We start from the raw sequence: 20,462 nt of genomic DNA, 5'->3' as shown, positions 1-20,462 counted from the left end.
CTTCGCCTGACCCGGCCTGGATTAGCTCTCTGCTGGCTACGCAATCCTGCACGCATCCGCTTCCCAGCGATACCCCACGCCGTACACCGCGCGGATAAACGACTGCTCGGCGTCCAGCGCCTCCAGCTTGCGGCGCAGGTTTTTGATGTGGCTGTCGATGGTGCGGTCGGTCACCACGCGGTAATCGTCATACAGGTGGTTCAGCAGCTGCTCGCGGGAGAACACTTTTCCCGGCTCGTGAGAGAGGGTTTTCAGCAGGCGGAACTCCGCTGGGGTCAGGTCCAGCAGCTTGCTGCGCCAGCTTGCCTGGAAGCGGCTTTCGTCGACAATCAGCGGGCTTTCGGCGTCCAGCACCTGAAGCTCACGCTGCGGCCTGCAGCGGCGCAGGATGGTTTTCACGCGGGCGACCACTTCACGCGGGCTGTAGGGCTTGCAGATGTAATCGTCTGCGCCGATTTCGAGCCCCAGCAGGCGGTCAATCTCTTCAATTTTGGCGGTGACCATGACGATCGGCACGTCGGAGAAACGACGAATTTCTTTGCACAGGGTCAGGCCATCGGTACCGGGCAGCATCAGGTCCAGCAGGATCAGGTCCGGCGGCGTCTGGCGCACGTAAGGCAGCACCTGGTCGCCGTGGCTAATGAGTGACGGGGCATAGCTGGCCGCGCGTAAATAGTCGATCAGCAGCTGCCCCAGCTTGGGTTCGTCTTCCACAATCAAAATGCGCGGCGTGTTTTCGTCAATCGGTAACTCGGTCATGCTTCTCTCGATAAATCCCGTTCCAGAGGTAACTCTACTGTAATGCTAACCCCGCCAAAAGGCGAATGGGCGGCGCGGATCGTGCCATTATGCGCCTCGACGATGTTAACGCAAATCGCCAGCCCCAGGCCGGAGCCGCCGCTGGCGCGGTTGCGGGAGCCTTCGGTGCGGTAGAAACGTTCAAACAGTTTTTCCAGCTGCGCGTCCTGCACGCCGGGGGCGGAATCCGCGAAGGTCAGGGCAAAGCGCCCGTTTTCCTGCCTGCCGGAGATGTGCAGCCCGCCGCCGCTGTCGGTGTAGCGCAGGCTGTTTTCCAGCAGGTTGTTGAAGAGCTGCATCAGACGGTCCTTGTCGCCAAACACCACCGCGCTGTCCGGCAGGGAGAGGTCGATTTTCAGATTTCGGCTGGCAAACCGCTCGCGGAAGGCGCCGCTGATCACTTCCAGAATATTAATCACGTCTACCGGCGCTTTCTGGTAGGCCAGCGCCCCTTCGTCGGACATGGAGAGCTGGTGGAGGTCGTCCACCAGCTTGGTCAGCGTGCCTACCTCTGCCTGCAGGGAGGCCACCGATTCGGGCGTAAACTGGCGCACGCCGTCCTGAATGGCTTCCAGCTCGCCGCGCAGCACCGCCAGCGGGGTACGCAGCTCGTGGGAGATATCGGCCATAAAGTCGCGGCGCATCTGCTGGTTCTTCTCCAGCGTGCTGGCGAGCTGGTTAAAGTCCTGCGCCAGCTTGCCCAGTTCGTCCTGGCTGCGGGTATCGACGCGGGTGGTGAAATCCCCGGCGGCGAGCTTGTGCGTCCCTTCCACCAGCCGTTTCACCGGGGCGAGCAGACCGCGCGCCAGCGGGAAGGTGGCGAGCGCGGCGAGCAGGGTGGAGAGAGCGACAATCAGCCAGCTTGTGCGACGCTGCTGGCGGTCAAAGTTGATGTCGGTGTTGCGCGTCAGGCGCTCCACCGGGGAGGCGATAACCCAGCCGACGATGGCGTTATTGACCTTTATCGCCCGACGAGTGCCGTCCGGGGGGATCGGCGCGCGCGGGCCAACCAGCGTGCGCATGTCCTGGTCGATTACCCAGAATTGAGTGCGCCAGCCGTGCGGCGGCATGCCTGGCCCCGGGCGATCGTCACCGGTGTCGTGCTCCAGCGAGCGCAGGATCTGGAAAATAAAGCGGTCGTTATTGCGCAGAAAGCGCCAGTTGCCGTGCTGGGCGTACTGTTCGCTCAGCGCATCGCTTAGGCCCTGCAAGCGCTGCTCGTTGCCATGCTTGATGTAATCAATAAAGCCGCGCTCAAAGCTTACCCGCACCGCCCAGTGCATGGTGATCAACAGGACGATACAGGTGGCAAATATCGCCACGAAGAGCTTGCCGGTAATGCCCGGGCGCCAGAATTTCATGAGCCACTCCTTTTGCCGCGCCGAATCACGACGTTCTTGCTGGTATCATCCGGCACGCGGGCGAAGATGAAGGCGGGCAGGGCGATGATGACCGCCATGCTGAAATAGGTATACATAAAGACCTGATGCGCCACCGGCGTGTCGACGCTGAGATGGTGCTGGCCGTACATGCCGAGCAGTAAACCGGCGATAGTCACCCCTACGCTCATGGAGAGCTGCATGATCATCGACAGCAGGCTGTTGCCGCTGCTCGCGAGCTCGTCCGGGAGATCCTTCAGCGTCAGGGTATTCATCGACGAGAAGCGCATGGAGTTGATGATCCCCTGGCAGAACAGCACCAGCGGCAGGACGTAGTACCAGCCCATCAGCGCCACGGCCATAAACACCATGCTCACCAGCGCCAGCCCCAGGGTTGCGGTCACCAGCACGTGACGGTAGCCAAAGCGGTTCACCACCTGCACCACGATGCGCTTCATTCCCATGCTGCCGAGCACCATCGGGATCATCATCAGGCCCGCGTGGAACGGCGAAAATCCCATGCCAATTTGCAGAAAAACGGGCGTCATAAACGGCAGCATGCCGCTGCCGATTCGTCCGGCGAAGCTGCCGAACAGCCCGAGACGGTAGGTCGGGTTTTTAAACAGGTTCAGGCTGAACAGCGCCTTATCGTTACCGCTGGCATGCCGCAGATACCACAGTATTGCGGTAACCCCGAGCGCGATCAGCAGCCCGAGCGTCAGGGGCGAAATCCCCAATCCCTTTTGCCCGTCCAGCGCCAGGGTGAGGGTGGCCATGCCCGCCGCCAGCAGGATAAAGCCGAAGAAATCAAAGCGCCGCGTCTGCATTTTGTAGTTTGGCATCAGCGTCAGGGTGGCGATGGCGCCGATGATGCCAACGGGAAGATTGATTAAGAAGATCCAGTGCCAGGAGGCGTACTCTACCAGAATGCCGCCGAGCGCCGGGCCCAGCAGCGGCCCCACCTGGCCGGGCAGGGTGACAAAGGTCATTGCCGCCATGTACTGCTCGCGCGGCACAATCTTCATCACCGTTAACCGCCCGACGGGCACCATCATCGCCCCGCCAACGCCCTGCAGCACGCGCGCCATCACCAGCTGGTCGAGGGTACTGGCCTGGGCGCAAAACAGCGAGCCGGTGGTAAACAGCACGATGGCGGTAAAGAAGATATTGCGCACGCCCACTTTGTCCGCCAGCCAGCCGCTGGCGGGCAGCATCACGGCCACCGTCAGCACATAGGCGACAATCACCATATGCATATGCAGCGGGCTCTCCCCCAGGCTTTTCGCCATGGAGGGGAGGGCGGTATTGACGATGGTCGTATCCAGCGACTGCATAAAGAAGCCGAAGGCGACTATCCATAACTGCCAGCGAACGTTAGCGGGGAGGTCGGTCATTTACTCGGTCACCGTGTTTCTGTTTTTACGCGAAAAACGCAGCCGCAGGCGGTCGAAGAACAGATAGACCACCGGCGTAGTGTACAGCGTCAGCAGCTGGCTCATCACCAGACCGCCGACGATGGTGATCCCCAGCGGCTGGCGCAGCTCGGAGCCGTCGCCGCCGGAAATCACCAGCGGCAGCGCGCCAAACAGCGCCGCCAGGGTGGTCATCATGATCGGACGAAAACGCAGCAGGCACGCCTGGAAGATGGCCTCTTCCGGTGAGAGGCCGCCGTTGCGCTGGGCGTCCAGCGCGAAGTCGACCATCATGATCGCGTTTTTCTTCACAATACCAATTAATAGCATGATCCCGATGAGCGCGATAAGGCTGAACGGCGCGCCGAACAGCTCCAGCGCCAGCAGTGCCCCCACGCCCGCCGACGGCAGCGTCGAAAGGATGGTCAGCGGGTGCACGTAGCTCTCATACAGCACGCCCAGCACAATATAGACCGTGGCGATGGCGGCCAGAATCAAAATGACCTGTGAGTTCATCGTCTCCTGGAACACCTGCGCGGTCCCGGCAAAGCTGCCACGGACGGTGGACGGCACGCCAAGCTGGGTCATCGCACGGTTGATTGCATCGCCGGCTTCAGACAGCGACGAACCTGCGGGCAGGTTGAAGGAGATGGTCGACGCCGCCGACAGCCCCTGGTGATTGACCGACAGCGGCGCGTTGGCGGGCTGCCAGCTGGCAAAATAGGAGAGTGGAATCGCCTTGCCGTCGCTGTTAATCACAAACATTTTGTCCAGGGCGCTGATGTCCTGGGTATAGCGCGGGTCTACCTCCATCACCACCTTGTACTGGTTCATCGGCTGGTAGATGGTGGAGATCTCGCGCTGGCCGAAGGCGTTGTTCAGCAGGCTGTTGGCGGCCTCAACGTTAATGCCCAGACGCGACATGGTTTCGCGGTCGTAGGTCAGGGCCATCTCGGCGCCGTTATCCTGCTGATCGGAGTTGACGTCCGCCAGCTCCGGCAGGGCGGCCAGCGCCTTGCGGATCTTCGGCTCCCACTCGCGCAGGGCGGCTAAATCGTCGGAAAGCAGCGTGTACTGATAGCTGGCGTTCGCCTGACGCCCGCCGACGCGGATATCCTGAACGGCCATCAAAAACAGGTTCGCGCCCGGTTCTTTAGCGAGCTTCACCCGCAGGCGGTCAATCACCTGCTGGGCGGTTTCGTTGCGCTCGCCGCGCGGTTTAAGGGTAATAAACATCATCCCGCTGTTAACGCGTGACCCGCCGGTAAAGCCGGTGACGTTATCCACGGCTTTGTCTTCACGAATGATCTTCATAAAGTCCTGCAGCTTGCCGCGCATCGCCTGGAACGAAATGCTCTGGTCCGCCTGAATGCCGCCCATCAGCACGCCGGTGTCCTGCTCCGGGAAGAAGGTTTTCGGGATGGTGATGTACATCCAGACGTTGAGCACGATGGTGCCGATCAGCACCAGGCCGACCAGCCGGGTATGGTTCAGCACCCACTTCAGCGATTTGCCATAGCCTTCCTGCATCGCCATCAGGACGCGGCCAAAGCCTTTGCGGCGCGGCTGCGAGTGCGGCTTGCTGCGCTTGAGCATCCAGCCGCACATCATTGGCGTCAGCGTTAAGGAGATCGCCAGAGAAATGCCGATGGCGACGGAGAGCGTGACGGCAAACTCGCGCAGCAGGCGGCCCGGCAGTCCGCCCATCAGCAGCAGCGGCAGAAACACCGCCACCAGCGACAGGCTCATGGAGAGCACCGTAAAGCCCACCTCGCGCGTTCCCTGCAGGGCGGCCTGAAGCGGCTTCACCCCCGCTTCCAGGTGGCGGGAAATGTTTTCCAGCACCACGATGGCGTCATCCACCACGAAGCCCGTCGCAATCGTCAGGGCCATCAGCGACAGGTTGTTGAGGCTGAACCCGCACAGGTACATGGCGGCAAAGGTGCCGATCAGCGATACCGGCACGGCCACCGCCGGGATCAGCGTCGCCCGACCGGAGCGCAGGAACAGGAAGACCACCAGGATCACCAGCGCGACGGAGATCGCCAGCGTCTGCTCCACCTCCTCAAGCGAGGCGCGAATGGTCGGGGAGCGATCCTGGGCAATTTGCAGGTCGATCGCGGCCGGGATAGTCTCCTGCAGCTCCGGGAGACGGGCGCGAATGCTGTTCACCGTCTCGATAATGTTGGCTTCCGGCAGCTTGCGGATCATCAGCAGAATGGCGGGTTTAGCGTTGGTCATCCCGGCGTTGCGCACGTCCTGCACCGAGTCGGTGACGCTGGCGACGTCGCTTAAGCGCACCGCCGCGCCGTTGTTGTAGTGGACGATCAGCGGCTGGTATTCCGCGGCGGTTTTCAGCTCGTCGTTGGTGTGGATCTGCCAGCGGTGGCTGGTGTCCTCAATCGCCCCCTGCGGTTTGCGCACGTTGGCGTTGCTGATGGCTGAGCGCACGTCGTCCAGCGATACGCCCTGGTTGAACAGCGCCTGCGGGTTTAAGCCCACGCGCACGGCGGGCAGGGAGCTGCCGCCGACGCTCACGTCACCCACGCCGTTAATCTGTGAAATTGTCTGCGCCAGTTGGGTAGACGCAAAGTCGTAAAGCTGTCCCTGCGAGTAGGTGTCTGACGTCAGCGTCAGGATCATGATCGGCGCGTCGGACGGGTTGGCCTTGCGGTAGGTTGGGCGGCTCGGCATGCCGCTCGGCAGCAGGCTTTGCGCGGCGTTGATGGCCGCCTGCACGTCGCGTGCCGCGCCGTTAATATCCCGGTCGAAGCTGAACTCCAGAATGATGCGCGTGCTGCCGAGCGAGCTGCTGGAGGTCATCTCGTTGACCCCGGCAATTCGCCCGAGCGAGCGTTCCAGCGGCGTGGCGACGGACGAGGCCATGGTTTCCGGCGAGGCGCCAGGCAGCGAGGCGCTGACCATAATCACCGGGAAATCCACCTGCGGCAGCGGCGCCACCGGCAGCAGCCGGAAGCCCAGCACGCCGCAGAGGGTAATGGCGAGCGAGATTAAAATCGTCGCCACCGGGCGATAAATGAAGAGGGCGAAAAACTTCACTTATGCCTCCTCTTCACGTTTCGGGAAGCGGCTTTTGGCCCACAGCGCCAGGCGGTCAAACAGCAGATATATCACCGGCGTGGTGAACAAGGTTAATACCTGGCTCACCAGCAGGCCGCCGACCATGCCGATACCCAGCGGACGGCGCAGCTCCGCCCCGACGCCGGTGCTGAGCATCAGCGGCAGCGCGCCCAGCAGGGCCGCCAGCGTGGTCATCAGGATCGGACGAAAACGCAGCAGGCAGGCCTGGAAGATGGCATCGCGCGGCGACATGCCCTGCTCGCGCTCGGCGGCCAGCGCGAAGTCGATCATCATGATGGCGTTTTTCTTCACGATCCCAATAAGCAGGATAATGCCGATAATGGCAATCACGTCCAGCTCGCTGCCCGCCAGCATTAATGCCAGCAGCGCCCCCACGCCCGCCGTCGGCAGGGTAGAGAGAATAGTGATTGGGTGGATAAAGCTCTCGTACAGCACGCCGAGCACGATGTACATCGCCACGACCGCCGCGACGATAAGCCAGATGGTATTCCCCAGCGCGGCCTGGAACGCCAGGGTGCTGCCCTGGAACTGGGTCTGAATATCGGACGGGAAGCTGAGCTCTTTTTCAGCCGCCTGAATGGCCTCCACCGCTTCGCCGAGAGAGTAATTGTCCGGCACGTTGAAGGAGATGGTGGTGGACGGGAACTGATCCAGATGGTTAATCGACAGCGGGGTATAGCGTTCTTCCACCGTGGCGATAGCGCTCAGCGGCACAATCCCGCCGTCTTTGCTGGTCAGGCGCACCGAGTCCAGCCCCGCCAGGCCGGGCGTGTTCTCGGTGTTGTGCTCCAGCACGACGCGATACTGGTTCGCCTGGGTGTAGATGGTGGAGATCAGGCGCTGCCCGAAGGCGCTGCCCGAAGGCGTTATACAGGGCGTTATCCACGTCCGCCATGGTAATGCCGAGACGGCTGGCGGTATCGCGGTTGACGTTCACGTACGCCGCCAGGCCTTTGTCCTGCCAGTCGCTGCTGACGTCGGCGAGCTGCGGCAGGGTGTTAAGCTTATTCACCAGCTGCGGTACCCAGGTGCTGAGGGCATCCAGCGAGGTGGCCTGCAGCGTGAACTGGTACTGCGTGCGGCTGACCTGGGTATCAATGGTCAGATCCTGAATCGGCTGCAGGTAAAGCTCCACGCCCGGCACGCGCGCGACGGCGCTTTGCAGCCGCTCAATGACGGCGTTGACGCGATCGTCGCGCTCGTCCAGCGGCTTGAGGTTAATCTGCAGACGCGCGCTGTTGAGCGACGGGTTGGTGCCGTCGACGCCCACGTAGGAGGTCAGGCTCTCTACCGCCGGGTCCTTCATGACGATCTCAGACACCTGCTGCTGGCGCTGGGCCATATTGGCGAAGGAGACAGACTGCGGGGCCTGAAGCGTGCCCTGAATAATGCCGTTGTCCTGGATGGGGAAGAAGCCTTTCGGAATGAAAATCCACAGCATCACGCTGAGCGCCAGCGTGCCCAGCGCCACGCTGAGCGTGGCCCACGGATGGTTCAGCACTTTCGCCAGCACGCGGCCGTAGGCGGCAATAATGCGTTCGAACATGCGCTCGGAGGCGCGGGAGAAGCGGTTTTGCTTGCGCAGGGACTCGTGGCTCAGCATGCGGGCGCACATCATCGGCGTCAGGGTCAGCGACACCACGGCGGAGATCAAAATGGCCACCGCCAGCGTGACGGCAAACTCGCGGAACAGACGCCCGACGATGTCGCCCATAAACAGCAGTGGGATCAGCACCGCAATCAGCGAGAAGGTCAGGGAGATAATGGTAAAGCCGATCTCGCCCGCGCCCTTCAGCGCCGCCGCCAGAGGTTTTTCGCCTTTCTCGATATAGCGCGAGATGTTCTCGATAACCACGATGGCGTCGTCCACCACGAAGCCGGTGGCGATGGTGAGCGCCATCAGCGTCAGGTTGTTAATCGAAAAATCGAGGAACACCATCACCGCAAAGGTGCCGACCAGCGAGAGCGGCACGGCGACGGCGGGAATAATGGTCGCCGGGACGTTGCGCAGGAACAGATAGATGATCATCACCACCAGCGCAATGGCCAGCATCAGCTCGAACTGAGTGTCGGTAACCGACGCGCGAATGTTGGTAGTGCGGTCGGAAAGCACTTTTACGCTAACCGATTTCGGCAGGCTGTCGATCAGCTGCGGCAGCATGGTGCGGATGCTGTCGGCGGTTTCGATGATGTTAGCGCCCGGCTGGCGCTGGACGTTCATCACGATCGCCTGCTGCTTGTTGGCCCATGCGCCGAGCCAGCTGTTTTCCGCCCCTTGCTCCACCGTCGCCACGTCGCCCAGACGGACCGGCGCGCCGTTCTGGTAGGCGATAATCAGCTGACGGTATTCATCCGCGGACTGCATCTGGTCGTTGGCGGAGAGCGTCACCGCGCGGGTCGGGCCGTCCAGCGAGCCTTTCGCCGAGTTAACGTTCGCATTGCTGATGGCGCTGCGGATGGTTTCGCTGGTCAGACCGAGTGCGGCAATCGCCTGCGCGTTCAGCTTCACGCGCACGGCCGGGCGCTGGCCGCCCGCCAGCGTAACGAGGCCGACGCCGGAAACCTGAGAAATCTTCTGCGCCACGCGCGTTTCAACCATGTCTTCGACCTGCGTCATCGGCATGGCGGAGGAGGTAACGGCCAGCGTCATGATCGGCGGATCCGCCGGGTTCACCTTGCTGTAAACCGGTGGGTTAGGCAGGTCAGACGGCAGCAGGTTGGTGGCGGCGTTGATGGCGGCCTGCACCTCCTGCTCGGCGACGTCCAGCGACAGCGTCAGCTGGAACTGCAGCGTCACGACGGAGGCTCCGCCGGAACTCTGGGAGGACATCTGTTTTAGCCCGGACATCTGCCCAAACTGGCGCTCCAGCGGGGCGGTGATGGCGGACGTCACCACGTCCGGGCTGGCACCCGGATACAGCGTCACCACCTGAATGGTCGGGTAATCCACCTCCGGCAGCGCCGACACGGGCAGGAAGCGGTAGCCGATAATCCCGGCGAGCAGGATCGCCACCATCAGCAGCGTGGTGGCGACAGGACGGAGAATAAACAGGCGTGACGGCCCACCTGTAGAGCCTGGCGGCATCACCTGCATCAGGATTTTTCTCCCTGTTTTGCAGGTTCAACCACTTCCACTTTGGCCCCTTCGGTCAGACGGTCGATGCCGTCGGTGACCACGCGGTCGCCTGCGGAAAGGCCTGCGGCAATCACTACCGTCTGGCTGTCCTGAATACCGGTTTTCACCAGATGCTTGCTGACCTTATTGTCGCCGTTAAGCACCCAGACGAAGTTACCCTCGTTACCCATCTGCAGCGCGGCGGTGGGGATCACCACCGCGTTCTCTTCGGTGGCAACCAGCATGCGCGCATTGACGAACTGGTTCGGGAAAAGGGCATCGTCCTGATTGTTAAAGCGCGCCTTCAGCTTGATGGTGCCGGTGGTGGTATCGATCTGGTTATCCAGGCTGAGCAAGGAACCTTCGCTGAGCTTCTGCTTGTTGGTGCGGTCCCAGGCTTCGACCACCAGCCCCTGTCCGGCTTTTTGCGCCTGCATGACGGTCGCAATGTCGCTTTCCGGCAGGGTGAAGACTAAATCAATCGGGTGAGTCTGGGTGATTACCACGATGCCCGTCGTGTCGCCGCTGGAGATCTGGTTGCCGATATCGACCTGCTTCAGGCCGACGCGCCCGTCAATCGGTGCGGTGATACGGCTCCAGTCCAGCTGCAGCTGCGCGCTGGCGACGGCGGCCTCGTCGGCTTTGATGGTGCCCTGCGTTTCGCTCACCAGCGACTGCTGGGTGTCCAGCTCCTGACGCGAAACGAGGTTGGTTTTCACCAGCTGCTGATAGCGCGCTAAATCACGCTGGGCATTGGCGAGCGTGGCTTTGTCTTTCGCGAGCTGCCCCTGCGCCTGGGCGAGGGTGACCTTAAACTGGCTCGGGTCGATTTCCGCCAGCAGATCGCCGGCTTTAACCTGCTGACCTTCCTGGAAGTGGATCGCGATGAGCTGGCCGTCGACGCGGCTGCGCACCGTCGCGGTGTTGGCGGCGGTAATGGTCCCAAGGCCCGTAAGATAGCGAGGAACGGCTTTATTCACCGCGGTGGCCGCCTGTACCGGCGCCAGCGCGCCGCCGCGCATGCCGTGACGCCCTCCGCCTGCCGTGCGCTGTGCCTGACCGCTGGCGCCAGCGGGCGCAGCGGAGTTCGCGGATTGGCTGTGCCAGTACCAGGCGGCGGCAAGCACCACCACAATGATGCCAGCGGCGATTGCCCAGCGGGTTTTGTTACTGCCTTTCATCGTTATACGTTCTCATCCTGAATACTTCGGGGAATGATACTAGTTTAGTCAGGCAACACAGCGGAAAAATGGAGGAAATATGGAAGACTGTCTGGAATTGTCTGAGTGTGGTGCTGTTTTTAGCCGGGTGGCGGCTACGCCTTACCCGGCCTACGGTTCGGAGATCTTGTAGGCCGGGTAAGGCGAAGCCGCCACCCGGCACAACCGCACTACCTAAACATCACCTGCGCCCAGCGCGCCAGCCCTGCGGTAACGGAGCCAAAGTCATCCCCACCGGCAATTGGAATGCCCGGCAGCTGTTCGGCCAGCGCTTTCTTGATCAGCGGCGAACGGGCGCTCCCGCCGGTCAGGTAGATAACGTCCGGCTTCTCTTTGCCGTTCTCCAGCGCGAGCTGCACCTGCTCCAGAATACGCTGCAGCGGCTGCGCGAGCGCTGTCTCCAGCCCGTCCTGTGAAATCGCGGTGGCCAGGTCGTCGCTGATAAACGGCAGGGAGACCGCATGCTCAGCGCGGTCGGAAAGGGCAATTTTGCTCTCCTCCGCGGTACGCACCACGCGGTAGCTGAGGCGCTGACGCCACACCTTGTGCAGCAGCGCGACCTTATCCGCGTCCTGCGCGTCGCGCACCAGATCGTTGAGGAAGCGACCGTTCGCGGTGCTGTAAAAATCACTCTGTGCAGGCACGTCGTTGATGGCAATTGCGTTCCACCACGGCAGGATCGGCAGCGCGATGCCTTTTTCCGTTTGCCCGCCCATGCCGAGCAGCGGCATCAGGCTCTTGAAGGCCAGCGCGATGTCGAGATCGTTACCGCCTACGCGGCAGCCGCTGTGCCCGAGCAGGCTGTTTTCACGATCGCGACGGCTATGCCACTGGGGGCCCATCAGCAGCAGCGAGCAGTCCGTCGTGCCCCCGCCGATATCCACGACGAGTACGCGCTTCTCTTCGGTCAGCGTGGCTTCAAAGTCCAGGCCTGCGGCAACCGGCTCATACTGGAACACCACGTCGCGAAAGCCCGCGCGGTGCGCCGCGCGTTCAAGGATCCCCTGCGCCTGCTGGTTAGCCTCGTCGCCGCCCAGCCCCTGGAAGTTGATCGGGCGGCCAATCACCGCCTGGGTGATCGCATCCGGGACCTGCGTCTGCGCCTGATTGCGAATATGCAGCATCATCGCGCACACCAGATCTTCGAACATCGCCACCTGCTGCGGCTTCAGGCCGCTGGCGCCGAGGAAGGATTTTGGCGACTTCACGAAGTAGACCTCTTCGGGGTCTTCAATGTAGTGCCCGAGCGAAGAGAGACCAAACTGCACGCTGGACGGCGTAACGTCGATATCTTCCTCGCGGTTAAAGCTAACCGCCCGGCGCAGCAGCGCCTGGGTCTCTGCCGCCGTCGCCGGAACCTGATGGTGACGGAACAGCCATTCGCTCACCGCTTCACGCGTCGGCGCGCAGAGCATTGAGGGCAGCAGCGTGCTCTCTTTTTCCATTTTCAGAAGCTGCGGCTGTCCGTTTTGCATAATCGCAACCGAGCAGTTTGCCGTACCGTAGTCGAATCCAATAAACACAATAAATCCCCATGCCGGTGAGAAGGGGCGAGACTTTAGCGGAATGCCTGTCCTGCGACAACAGGAATATGAAAGCAAGGCGCAGCGCGCCTTTTGCGTTTATCCTGAGTGGAACAAAAAAGGAGTAACGATGTATACCCTGACCTGGCTTCCCCCTTACGACTGGCAGTGGATGTTTGGCTTTCTTGGCGCACGTGCGGTGACGGGTATTGAAACCGTCACGCACGACTATTACGAGCGCAGTTTTGCCTGCGAAGGCCATCAGGGGATTTTCCGCGTGACGCCGGATATCGCCGCCCATACGCTGACCGTGACCCTCAGCACGGGGTTAATTCCGGTTGCGAAGACGTGTCTTGCACGCATTGAAAGCCTGTTCGATCTCGCCTGTAATCCGCAGCGCATCGCGGATGCGCTGGGCGATCTCGGCGCGGCCCGGCCAGGCTTACGCCTGCCGGGGGCGATGGATGCCTACGAGCAGGGCGTTCGGGCGATCCTCGGGCAGCTGGTGAGCGTGGCGATGGCGGCGAAGCTGACGTCGCGCGTGGTGGCGCTGTGCGGTGAACCGATTGCGGATTGTCCAGGCTATCTCTGTTTTCCCACGCCGCAGGCGCTGGCGGCAGCGGACCCGCTGGACCTGAAAGCGTTGGGCATGCCGGTAAAACGCGCGGAATCGCTGATTCATCTGGCGCAGTCGGTCGTTGACGGGACGTTTCCGCTGACGCCGCCTGAGAACGTTGAGGCGGGCATGAAGGCGTTGCAGCAGCGGCCGGGGATAGGGCGCTGGACGGCAAATTACCTGGCGCTGCGCGGCTGGCAGGCGAAAGATGTGTTTCTGCCGGATGATTATCTGATTAAGCAACGCTTCGCCGGAATGACTCCCGCGCAAATTCGCCGTTATGCCGAGCGCTGGCAGCCGTGGCGCTCTTACGCGCTGCTGCACATCTGGTACACCGACGGCTGGTCGCCGTCAGTTGATGGCGAAATAGCTGGCGTTGAGCAGTAGATCCAGCGGCTGCGGCTCGGCGATAGTGTCACCGTAGATAAAATCAATGCCAATGCCGGAGAGCGTGTCCATCATGATGGGCTGGTTGCAGGGGCCCGCGATGGTTTTCATTCCCAGACGCTGGGCGTGGCCCTGAACAATGGTCACCATCATCTCATCCATCAGGTTGCCGTACACGTTGCTCACCACCTCTGCGTCCAGCATCAGATAGTCGGCCATATTGGCGGTCAGGTGGGTAAAGACGTTCATGTCGCGTCCCACCTGGCTAAAGATGACGCGGCAGCCCGCCTGGCGAAGCTTTTGCAGGCCCCGCTGCAGGTTTTTCTCCGCGCTGCTCACCACATCGGCAGAGATAACCAGATGCAGGAGGCGGCCCGGCATGGGGCTTTTATCCAGCAGGTCGAGAAGTTCATCGACCAGCGTCACGCTGGCTAAGCCAGCCTCAGAGAGCGGCAGCGCGACGCCCATGCCTTTGCTGGCAATCTGCGCGGCATAGGTGCGGAAAAACTCACTAAAGATACGTCTGTCGAGGGCATGCAGAAGCTCAGGCTCCGCCAGGCCCGAGCGGAAGGCGTGCTCCTCCTGTACTTCACCCTGGCTGGTCCACAGGCGTAACGACAGCAGCCAGAAATTGCTGCTCTCCGGAATGCGCGGAGAGGCGACGCTGCGGGCAATCATCATCAGATGATTGTCTTTAATCATATGCCACTGTTCATCAAGCGACATCATGCTGCGCGTGTGGCGATCCCGCTCCTGCTGAGGCTCGTAGACCGTTACCCTGCCACGGCCGCTGTTTTTCGAGGCATAACAGGCAATGTCCGCCTGGGACATGATCTCCGACGCCTGATGGTTATTTTCATCAATCAGCGTGATGCCGGCGCTGGCGCCGATACGGTGCAGACGGCCTTCCCACGTAAAGTGATAGTCATTGATCGTATGGATCAGGCGACCGGCGATGTAGCGCGCGCTTTCTATATTGCAGTCCGGTAGCAGTAAGCCGAACTCGTCCCCGCCAAGACGTGCCAGCACGTCGCTGGAGCGGAGCATGGTTAACATCAGGGAAGCAAGCTCCCGCAGCAGGGCATCACCCGCCGCATGGCCAGCCGTATCGTTGACGGCTTTGAAGCGATCGAGGTCGATAAAGACCAGGGCATGACGCTGGCGCGTTTCGCGAACGGTCTGCAGGAGCCGTTTGAGATGGCTTTCGAAGCTGACCCGGTTTGCCAGATGGGTCAGGGCATCGTGGGAGGCGCTGTAGCTCAGCTGGCGCAGCATTTTACGCGACTCGGTCACGTCCTGAATGACGATAACCGAGCCAATATTCTGGCCATCCAGCGTGCTGAGCGGCGTAATGCTGTAATGAATGTCGAAATTACCCCCGGTGCGGCAGTTCAGCACCACGTCCTGATCGATATCGGAACGGGACATATCGCCGCTGTGAATATTTTCCATCAGCGGCCCTTTTTCACCAAAGGTAATGTGCAACACCTTCAGGATCGGCTGGCCTATTGCCTCGGTCTGCAGCCAGCCGCTCATTTTCTCGGCCACCGGGTTCATAAAGGTGACGTTCATGTTGATATCGGTGCACAGCACCGCTTCACCGATGGAGTCCAGAGTAATGTGCAGACGCTCTTTTTCCTGGAAGAGGGCCTCGTTAAGCTGCTTAACCTCGGTCATGTCCATGTTGATACCGAGCAGGCGTTCGACTTCTCCCTGCTTGTTGAGCACCCGGTTCGCCAGGGAGCGAATATGGCGCACGCCTTCCTTCACCCGGATGCGGAATTCCAGCTTAAAGGGCAGGCGGGAAATCAGCGAGTCGCGCAGCACCTGCTCGGCGTGGGCGCGGTCTTCCGGCAGCATCGTGTCGTGCCAGAGCTGCCAGGTGGGCTTGATGTGCGGCGGGATCTCGTAGAGTTCAAACATCCGCTTGTCCCAGCTGATAATGTCGGGCTCCAGATCCCACTCCCAGATGCCGATGCCGCCCGCTTCGTTGGCGAGCGTAATACGCTCCATCAGGCGTTTATTGACCCACTCGGTCTGCTTCAGGTCGTTAATGTCTTCAATCTGCGCAATAAAATAGAGCGGCGAGCCGTCGGCATGGCGCACGACGGAGACGGCAAGCAGCGCCCAGACCACCTCTCCGTTGCGGGTGTAATAGCGCTTCTCGAGGGTATAGGTATTGATCTCGCCGTTGACCAGCTGTTCGAGCTGCTCGAGGTCGGTGTCCAGGTCTTCCGGCCAGGTGAGCTGCTGGAAGGTTAAGGACTGGAGCTCCGTCTGGCTGTAGCCGAGGAAATTGCACAGCGCCTTGTTAGCCTGAAGCCATTTGCCCTCAATGCTGACCAGCGCCATGCCGATGGCGGAATATTCCATCGCGTTACGAAAACGCTCCTCGCTTTCGGTGATGTGTTTGCGCTCGGCGCGGAAGGCGTACATCACCATGGTCATCACGTTTGCGGGCAGGAGCAACATCAGGAACGGCAGCCAGGGGGCGTTCAGCATGGGCCCGGCATGTTGGGTGGTTAGCGCTAACGGGTTACGGGCAATCATCAGCGACACAACCATCACGGTGACCAGGAATACCATGAACGCTTCCATCCGCGGCAGGCGCACGGCGCTCCACATCAGCAACACGATCACGCAGGTGAAGGGCCACGGCAGCCAGGTGATGGCTGCCCAACTGAGGGCCAGCGTCACGGCCAGCGTGGTCAGCGTTTCCAGCAGCAATCGCGGATCACGGTGGCGCAGCAGATAATGCGGCTTAAATAATAGCCCGAGAGGCACCAGCGCCAGCGCGCCAATGGCTTCGGATAATACCCAGACGAAGAAATTACGCATTGGCTCAGGGCCGGGGGCCAGCAGGGACACCAGAATGCCGCCCACCAGCGGCGGCACCAGCGCGCTGCCAACGGCCACGCGGATCCAGTCGTTCAGATTCTGCAGCGGGTTGTACCAGGGGAGCAATCTGCGCAGCAACAGCGCGCCGATAGCGGCTTCAATGACGTTGATAGAGGGATAAATGAGGCTGACCGAACCCCACGAAAACAGCATCCACGAGGCCAGAATATTGCCAAACGAGCAGGCCAGGGCGATGCCCGGCCACATTTTCCCCGCATGGCGGTAAAACGCCACCATCATAATGGCGGTGGGGAACCAGAGCGGGGCCAGCAGGGTACCGAAGCGGGTGAGCTCCAGCGAAAAAAGGGTAAAGATAAAGGTGACCAGGCCCAGACAGACAAGTCGTATTAAAGGATGTGGGGTGGTAACCAAAACCCGCTGGTATTGTTTATTCATTACCGCTTTATCCAGAGACGCCATGCCGTCAGGGAAGATGTCCGAACGCGTGAATTTGATAATTTGGTTTATGCTAGTACAAACAATTTACAATTCATATGGTGACTGCTCAGAATTTGACACCGCAGACTTATTAAATAGAGACGCCGTGAAAAAAAACGGTTAAATGCTGAAAAAACGCGCATTTAAATTTCACTCAGGGAATAAAGCGCCACTTTTCGGCCCGTCTCGCAGAAGCTGTGCATTCGACTGGTATCACGCCCGCGAAATCCCTATAATTGCCGCGTTTGACGCTCCGGCGTCGTCCTTCCTTAACATCCAGGTTAATCAGGTCGCTAAATTTATGACTGATAAGTCTCATCAGTGCGTCATTATAGGCATCGCCGGCGCATCGGCTTCAGGTAAAAGTCTAATTGCCAGTACGCTTTATCGCGAACTGCGTGAACAAGTAGGTGATGAGCATATCGGCGTCATTCCCGAAGACAGCTATTACAAAGATCAATCCCATCTGTCGATGGAAGAGCGCGTCAAAACCAACTATGACCACCCCAATGCGATGGATCACAGCCTGCTGTTCCAGCATTTAGAAGCGCTCAAGAGCGGCCAGGCGATTGAACTGCCCGTTTACAGTTATGTAGAGCATACCCGCACCCAGGAAACCATCCGCATCGAGCCGAAAAAGGTCATTATCCTTGAAGGCATTCTGCTGCTGACCGACCCCCGTCTGCGTGAATCCATGAACTTCTCGATTTTCGTTGATACCCCGCTGGATATCTGCCTGATGCGCCGCATCAAGCGTGACGTGAATGAACGCGGCCGTTCGATGGACTCCGTCATGGCGCAATACCAGAAAACGGTCCGCCCGATGTTCCTGCAGTTTATTGAGCCCTCCAAACAATACGCCGATATCATCGTGCCGCGCGGGGGTAAAAACCGCATTGCGATTGATATCTTAAAAGCGAAAATCAGCCAGTTTTTTGAATAAGCCGCGCGAATTGTGTACCGTTCAGAGATAACCTGGTTTTACCCTGAGCGCTTGCCGCCTCAGGGTACGATGCATAAAAGGAGAAAGTGCCGTGCGTCTTTGCGATCGCGATATTGAAGCCTGGCTGGATGAAGGCCGTTTGTCTATTACCCCACGTCCACCTGTTGAGCGCATCAATGGCGTGACCGTTGATGTGCGGTTGGGGAATAAATTCCGCACCTTTAGCGGCCACACTGCGCCGTTCATTGACCTTAGCGGGCCAAAAGACGAAGTTAGCGCCGCGCTCGATCGCGTGATGAGTGACGAAATCATCATCGACGAAGGCGAAGCCTTTTATCTGCACCCGGGTGAACTGGCTCTGGCGGTCACGTTTGAGTCCGTGACCCTGCCTGCCGATCTCGTGGGCTGGCTGGACGGCCGTTCTTCGCTGGCGCGACTGGGGCTGATGGTTCACGTGACCGCACACCGTATCGATCCAGGCTGGTCCGGGCGTATCGTACTGGAATTCTTCAATGCCGGTAAATTGCCGCTGGCGCTGCGTCCGGGCATGATGATCGGTGCGTTAAGCTTTGAACCGCTGTCAGGCCCGGCAGACAGGCCCTACAACCGTCGGCAGGACGCAAAGTATCGCGACCAGCAGGGCGCGGTTGCGAGCCGTATTGATAAAGACTGATCGTTAGTCCATTGAGGATGCCATGAGAAGAGTTCTGACAACGCTGATGATTTTGCTGGTGGTGCTGGTGGCTGGCCTTTCGGCGTTGGTACTGCTGGTTAACCCTAATGATTTCCGCGATTACATGGTGCGGGAGGTCGAGGCGCGCAGCGGTTATCAACTGAAGCTTGACGGACCGCTGCGCTGGCACGTCTGGCCGCAGCTCAGCATTCTCTCTGGCCGCATGTCGCTCACGGCGCCTGGGGCGTCCCAGCCGCTGGTGGCCGCGGACAACATGCGTCTTGATGTCGCGCTGATCCCGCTCATTTCCCATCAGCTGCAGGTTAACCAGGTGATGCTGAAAGGCGCGGTGATTCAGCTCACCCCGCAATCCGAAGCCGTACGCGATGCCAATGCGCCGGTTGCGCCGCGCGAAAATACCCTGCCTGATGAACCGTCCGATACGGGCTGGTCCTTTGATATCGGCAAGCTGAAGGTGGCCGACAGCGTGTTGGTTTTCCAGCACGAGCACCAGGAGCAGGTGACCGTTCGCAACATCAGCCTGCAGATGGAACAGGATGCCCATCATCTTGCGTCGGTGGAATTTAGCGGGCGCGTGAATCGCGATCAGCGCGATTTGACCCTCTCGCTGAACGCCAGCGTCAATGCCTCAGACTATCCGCATCAGCTTACGGCCGACATCCAGCAGCTGAACTGGCAGCTGACGGGTGCCGATCTTCCCACTCAGGGGATCGCCGGGCAGGGAACGCTGCAGGCCGTGTGGCGCGAAGAACAAAAGCAGCTGGAACTGGATAATCTTAACCTGCAGGCAAATGACAGTAGCCTAAAGGGGCAGGCGAGCGTCACGCTGGAAGAGAAGCCGAAGTGGGTGCTGAACCTGCAGTTTGACAAGCTCAACCTGGAAAACCTGCTGCCGCCTCAGCCATCCAGCGCGACGGACAGCGATGCTGCGCAGACGGGACAAAGCCAGGCGCCGGTATCACGTCCGGTTATTTCGTCCAATCTTGACCAGCCTGAGTATAACGCCCTGCGCGGATTCACGGCGGATATCCTGCTGAAAGCCAATAGCCTGCGCTGGCGCGGTATTGATTTTACCGACGTGAGCAGCCAAATGTTTAACCATAACGGTTTGCTGGTGATCTCCGAACTGAGCGGTAAGATGGGCGCAGGGAACCTCTCGCTGCCCGGCACGCTGGATGTTCGTAAAGACGTTGCCAGCGCCGAATTCCAGCCGCGTCTCGACAACGTTGAGATAGGGACCATCCTGAACGCGTTTAACTACCCGATATCGCTAACGGGGCAGTTGTCGTTAGCGGGCGACTTCTCGGGTACGAAAATTGATGCCGATGCTTTCCGTCGCGAGTGGCAGGGGCAGGCGCATCTCGACCTGAAAAATTCCCGTATGGAAGGGCTTAACTTCCAGCAGCTGGTGCAGCAGGCGGTGGAGCGCAGCAGCGATGTGAAAGCCCAGGAAAACTACGACAGCGCCACGCGCCTCGACAGTTTCACCGCGGATCTGACGCTGGATAACGGACAGCTCGCTCTCGAAGGCATGCAGGGCACCTCTTCACTGTTATCGATCACCGGGGACGGCAAGCTGGATCTGGTGAAAGAGACGGCGGACACGCGCTTTAACGTGCGGGTACTTTCTGGCTGGCAGGGTGAAAGCAAGCTTATCGACTTCCTTAAAGAGACGCCGGTTCCGCTGACCGTATATGGCAAATGGCAGGCGCTGAATTACAGCCTGCAGGTGGATCAGATCCTGCGTAAGCATCTGCAGGATGAAGCAAAACGTCGGCTTAGCGACTGGGCGGATCGTAATAAAGATTCACAGGGCGGCAAGGATGTGAAGAAGCTGCTGGATAAACTGTGATGCCTGTTGCGCCGGGTGGCGGCTTCGCCTGACCCGGCCTACAAAAGCCTGACGCCGTTGTGCCGGGTGGCGGCTTCGCCTGACC

At 60.3% G+C, this 20,462-nt stretch carries 11 protein-coding genes and 1 pseudogene; 4 read left to right on the top strand and 8 right to left on the bottom strand.

Annotated features, from left to right (window positions below; genetic code table 11):
- Positions 1 to 36: 36 nt before the first annotated feature.
- From baeR to yegD, 7 genes and pseudogenes are all read right to left on the bottom strand, one after another.
- On the bottom strand, positions 37 to 759 hold the full coding sequence (baeR, locus tag ACMWKK_RS01765) for a two-component system response regulator BaeR (protein ID WP_045328079.1): 723 nt from the start codon (positions 757 to 759) through the stop codon (positions 37 to 39).
- Positions 756 to 2,159 carry a two-component system sensor histidine kinase BaeS gene (baeS, locus tag ACMWKK_RS01760; protein ID WP_045328080.1) on the bottom strand — a complete coding sequence of 468 codons (1,404 nt, stop codon included), beginning with the start codon at positions 2,157 to 2,159 and terminating at the stop codon, positions 756 to 758. The genes baeR and baeS overlap by 4 nt, the downstream gene beginning before the upstream one ends.
- Positions 2,156 to 3,571, bottom strand: a complete 1,416-nt coding sequence (locus ACMWKK_RS01755; RefSeq protein ID WP_112779737.1) for an MFS transporter — start codon at positions 3,569 to 3,571, stop codon at positions 2,156 to 2,158. The genes baeS and ACMWKK_RS01755 overlap by 4 nt, the downstream gene beginning before the upstream one ends.
- Entirely contained in the window at positions 3,572 to 6,649 is a 3,078-nt protein-coding gene (gene mdtC / locus ACMWKK_RS01750; RefSeq protein WP_112779736.1) for a multidrug efflux RND transporter permease subunit MdtC, read from the bottom strand.
- Positions 6,650 to 9,785 (bottom strand): annotated as a pseudogene (locus tag ACMWKK_RS01745) (MdtB/MuxB family multidrug efflux RND transporter permease subunit).
- A complete protein-coding gene (locus ACMWKK_RS01740; RefSeq protein ID WP_045328084.1) occupies positions 9,785 to 10,987 on the bottom strand; it encodes an MdtA/MuxA family multidrug efflux RND transporter periplasmic adaptor subunit in 1,203 nt (400 codons plus the stop codon). Before ACMWKK_RS01740 ends, ACMWKK_RS01745 begins: the two are co-directional and overlap by 1 nt.
- A gap of 209 nt (positions 10,988 to 11,196) precedes the next feature.
- On the bottom strand, positions 11,197 to 12,549 hold the full coding sequence (gene yegD, locus ACMWKK_RS01735; RefSeq protein WP_112779734.1) for a molecular chaperone: 1,353 nt from the start codon (positions 12,547 to 12,549) through the stop codon (positions 11,197 to 11,199).
- Between the two features lie 130 nt (positions 12,550 to 12,679).
- On the opposite strand from yegD, the gene alkA reads away from it, so the two are divergent.
- A complete protein-coding gene (alkA, locus tag ACMWKK_RS01730; protein ID WP_112779733.1) occupies positions 12,680 to 13,552 on the top strand; it encodes a DNA-3-methyladenine glycosylase 2 in 873 nt (290 codons plus the stop codon).
- On the opposite strand, the gene ACMWKK_RS01725 is transcribed toward alkA, so the two are convergent.
- A complete protein-coding gene (locus tag ACMWKK_RS01725) occupies positions 13,517 to 16,846 on the bottom strand; it encodes a diguanylate cyclase (RefSeq protein WP_045328087.1) in 3,330 nt (1,109 codons plus the stop codon). The genes alkA and ACMWKK_RS01725 overlap by 36 nt on opposite strands.
- 343 nt (positions 16,847 to 17,189) lie before the next feature.
- Between ACMWKK_RS01725 and udk the strand changes: the two genes are divergently transcribed.
- The 3 genes from udk to asmA all read left to right on the top strand — a co-directional run bounded on the left by udk (position 17,190) and on the right by asmA (position 20,377).
- On the top strand, positions 17,190 to 17,831 hold the full coding sequence (gene udk, locus ACMWKK_RS01720; protein ID WP_045328239.1) for a uridine kinase: 642 nt from the start codon (positions 17,190 to 17,192) through the stop codon (positions 17,829 to 17,831).
- 91 nt (positions 17,832 to 17,922) lie between these two features.
- Positions 17,923 to 18,504 (top strand): dCTP deaminase, encoded by a 582-nt coding sequence (dcd, locus tag ACMWKK_RS01715; RefSeq protein ID WP_032641661.1) that lies wholly within the window; start codon positions 17,923 to 17,925, stop codon positions 18,502 to 18,504.
- 22 nt (positions 18,505 to 18,526) lie between these two features.
- Positions 18,527 to 20,377, top strand: a complete 1,851-nt coding sequence (gene asmA, locus ACMWKK_RS01710; RefSeq protein ID WP_112779732.1) for an outer membrane assembly protein AsmA — start codon at positions 18,527 to 18,529, stop codon at positions 20,375 to 20,377.
- Positions 20,378 to 20,462 lie beyond the last annotated feature (85 nt).

This window comes from Enterobacter sp. 01-M-03-SI-ECC, assembly GCF_047530215.1.
Lineage (GTDB): Bacteria > Pseudomonadota > Gammaproteobacteria > Enterobacterales > Enterobacteriaceae > Enterobacter > Enterobacter chengduensis.
The sequence above is the reverse complement of the archived record's forward strand: the minus strand, read 5'-3'. Positions and strand labels throughout refer to the sequence as shown.

Coding starts and splice junctions, on each gene's coding strand:
- baeR (WP_045328079.1), bottom strand. CDS start 759: ATGACCGAGTTACCGATTGACGAAAACACGCCGCGCATTTTGATTGTG.
- baeS (WP_045328080.1), bottom strand. CDS start 2,159: ATGAAATTCTGGCGCCCGGGCATTACCGGCAAGCTCTTCGTGGCGATA.
- ACMWKK_RS01755 (WP_112779737.1), bottom strand. CDS start 3,571: ATGACCGACCTCCCCGCTAACGTTCGCTGGCAGTTATGGATAGTCGCC.
- ACMWKK_RS01740 (WP_045328084.1), bottom strand. CDS start 10,987: ATGAAAGGCAGTAACAAAACCCGCTGGGCAATCGCCGCTGGCATCATT.
- alkA (WP_112779733.1), top strand. CDS start 12,680: ATGTATACCCTGACCTGGCTTCCCCCTTACGACTGGCAGTGGATGTTT.
- ACMWKK_RS01725 (WP_045328087.1), bottom strand. CDS start 16,846: ATGAATAAACAATACCAGCGGGTTTTGGTTACCACCCCACATCCTTTA.
- udk (WP_045328239.1), top strand. CDS start 17,190: ATGACTGATAAGTCTCATCAGTGCGTCATTATAGGCATCGCCGGCGCA.
- asmA (WP_112779732.1), top strand. CDS start 18,527: ATGAGAAGAGTTCTGACAACGCTGATGATTTTGCTGGTGGTGCTGGTG.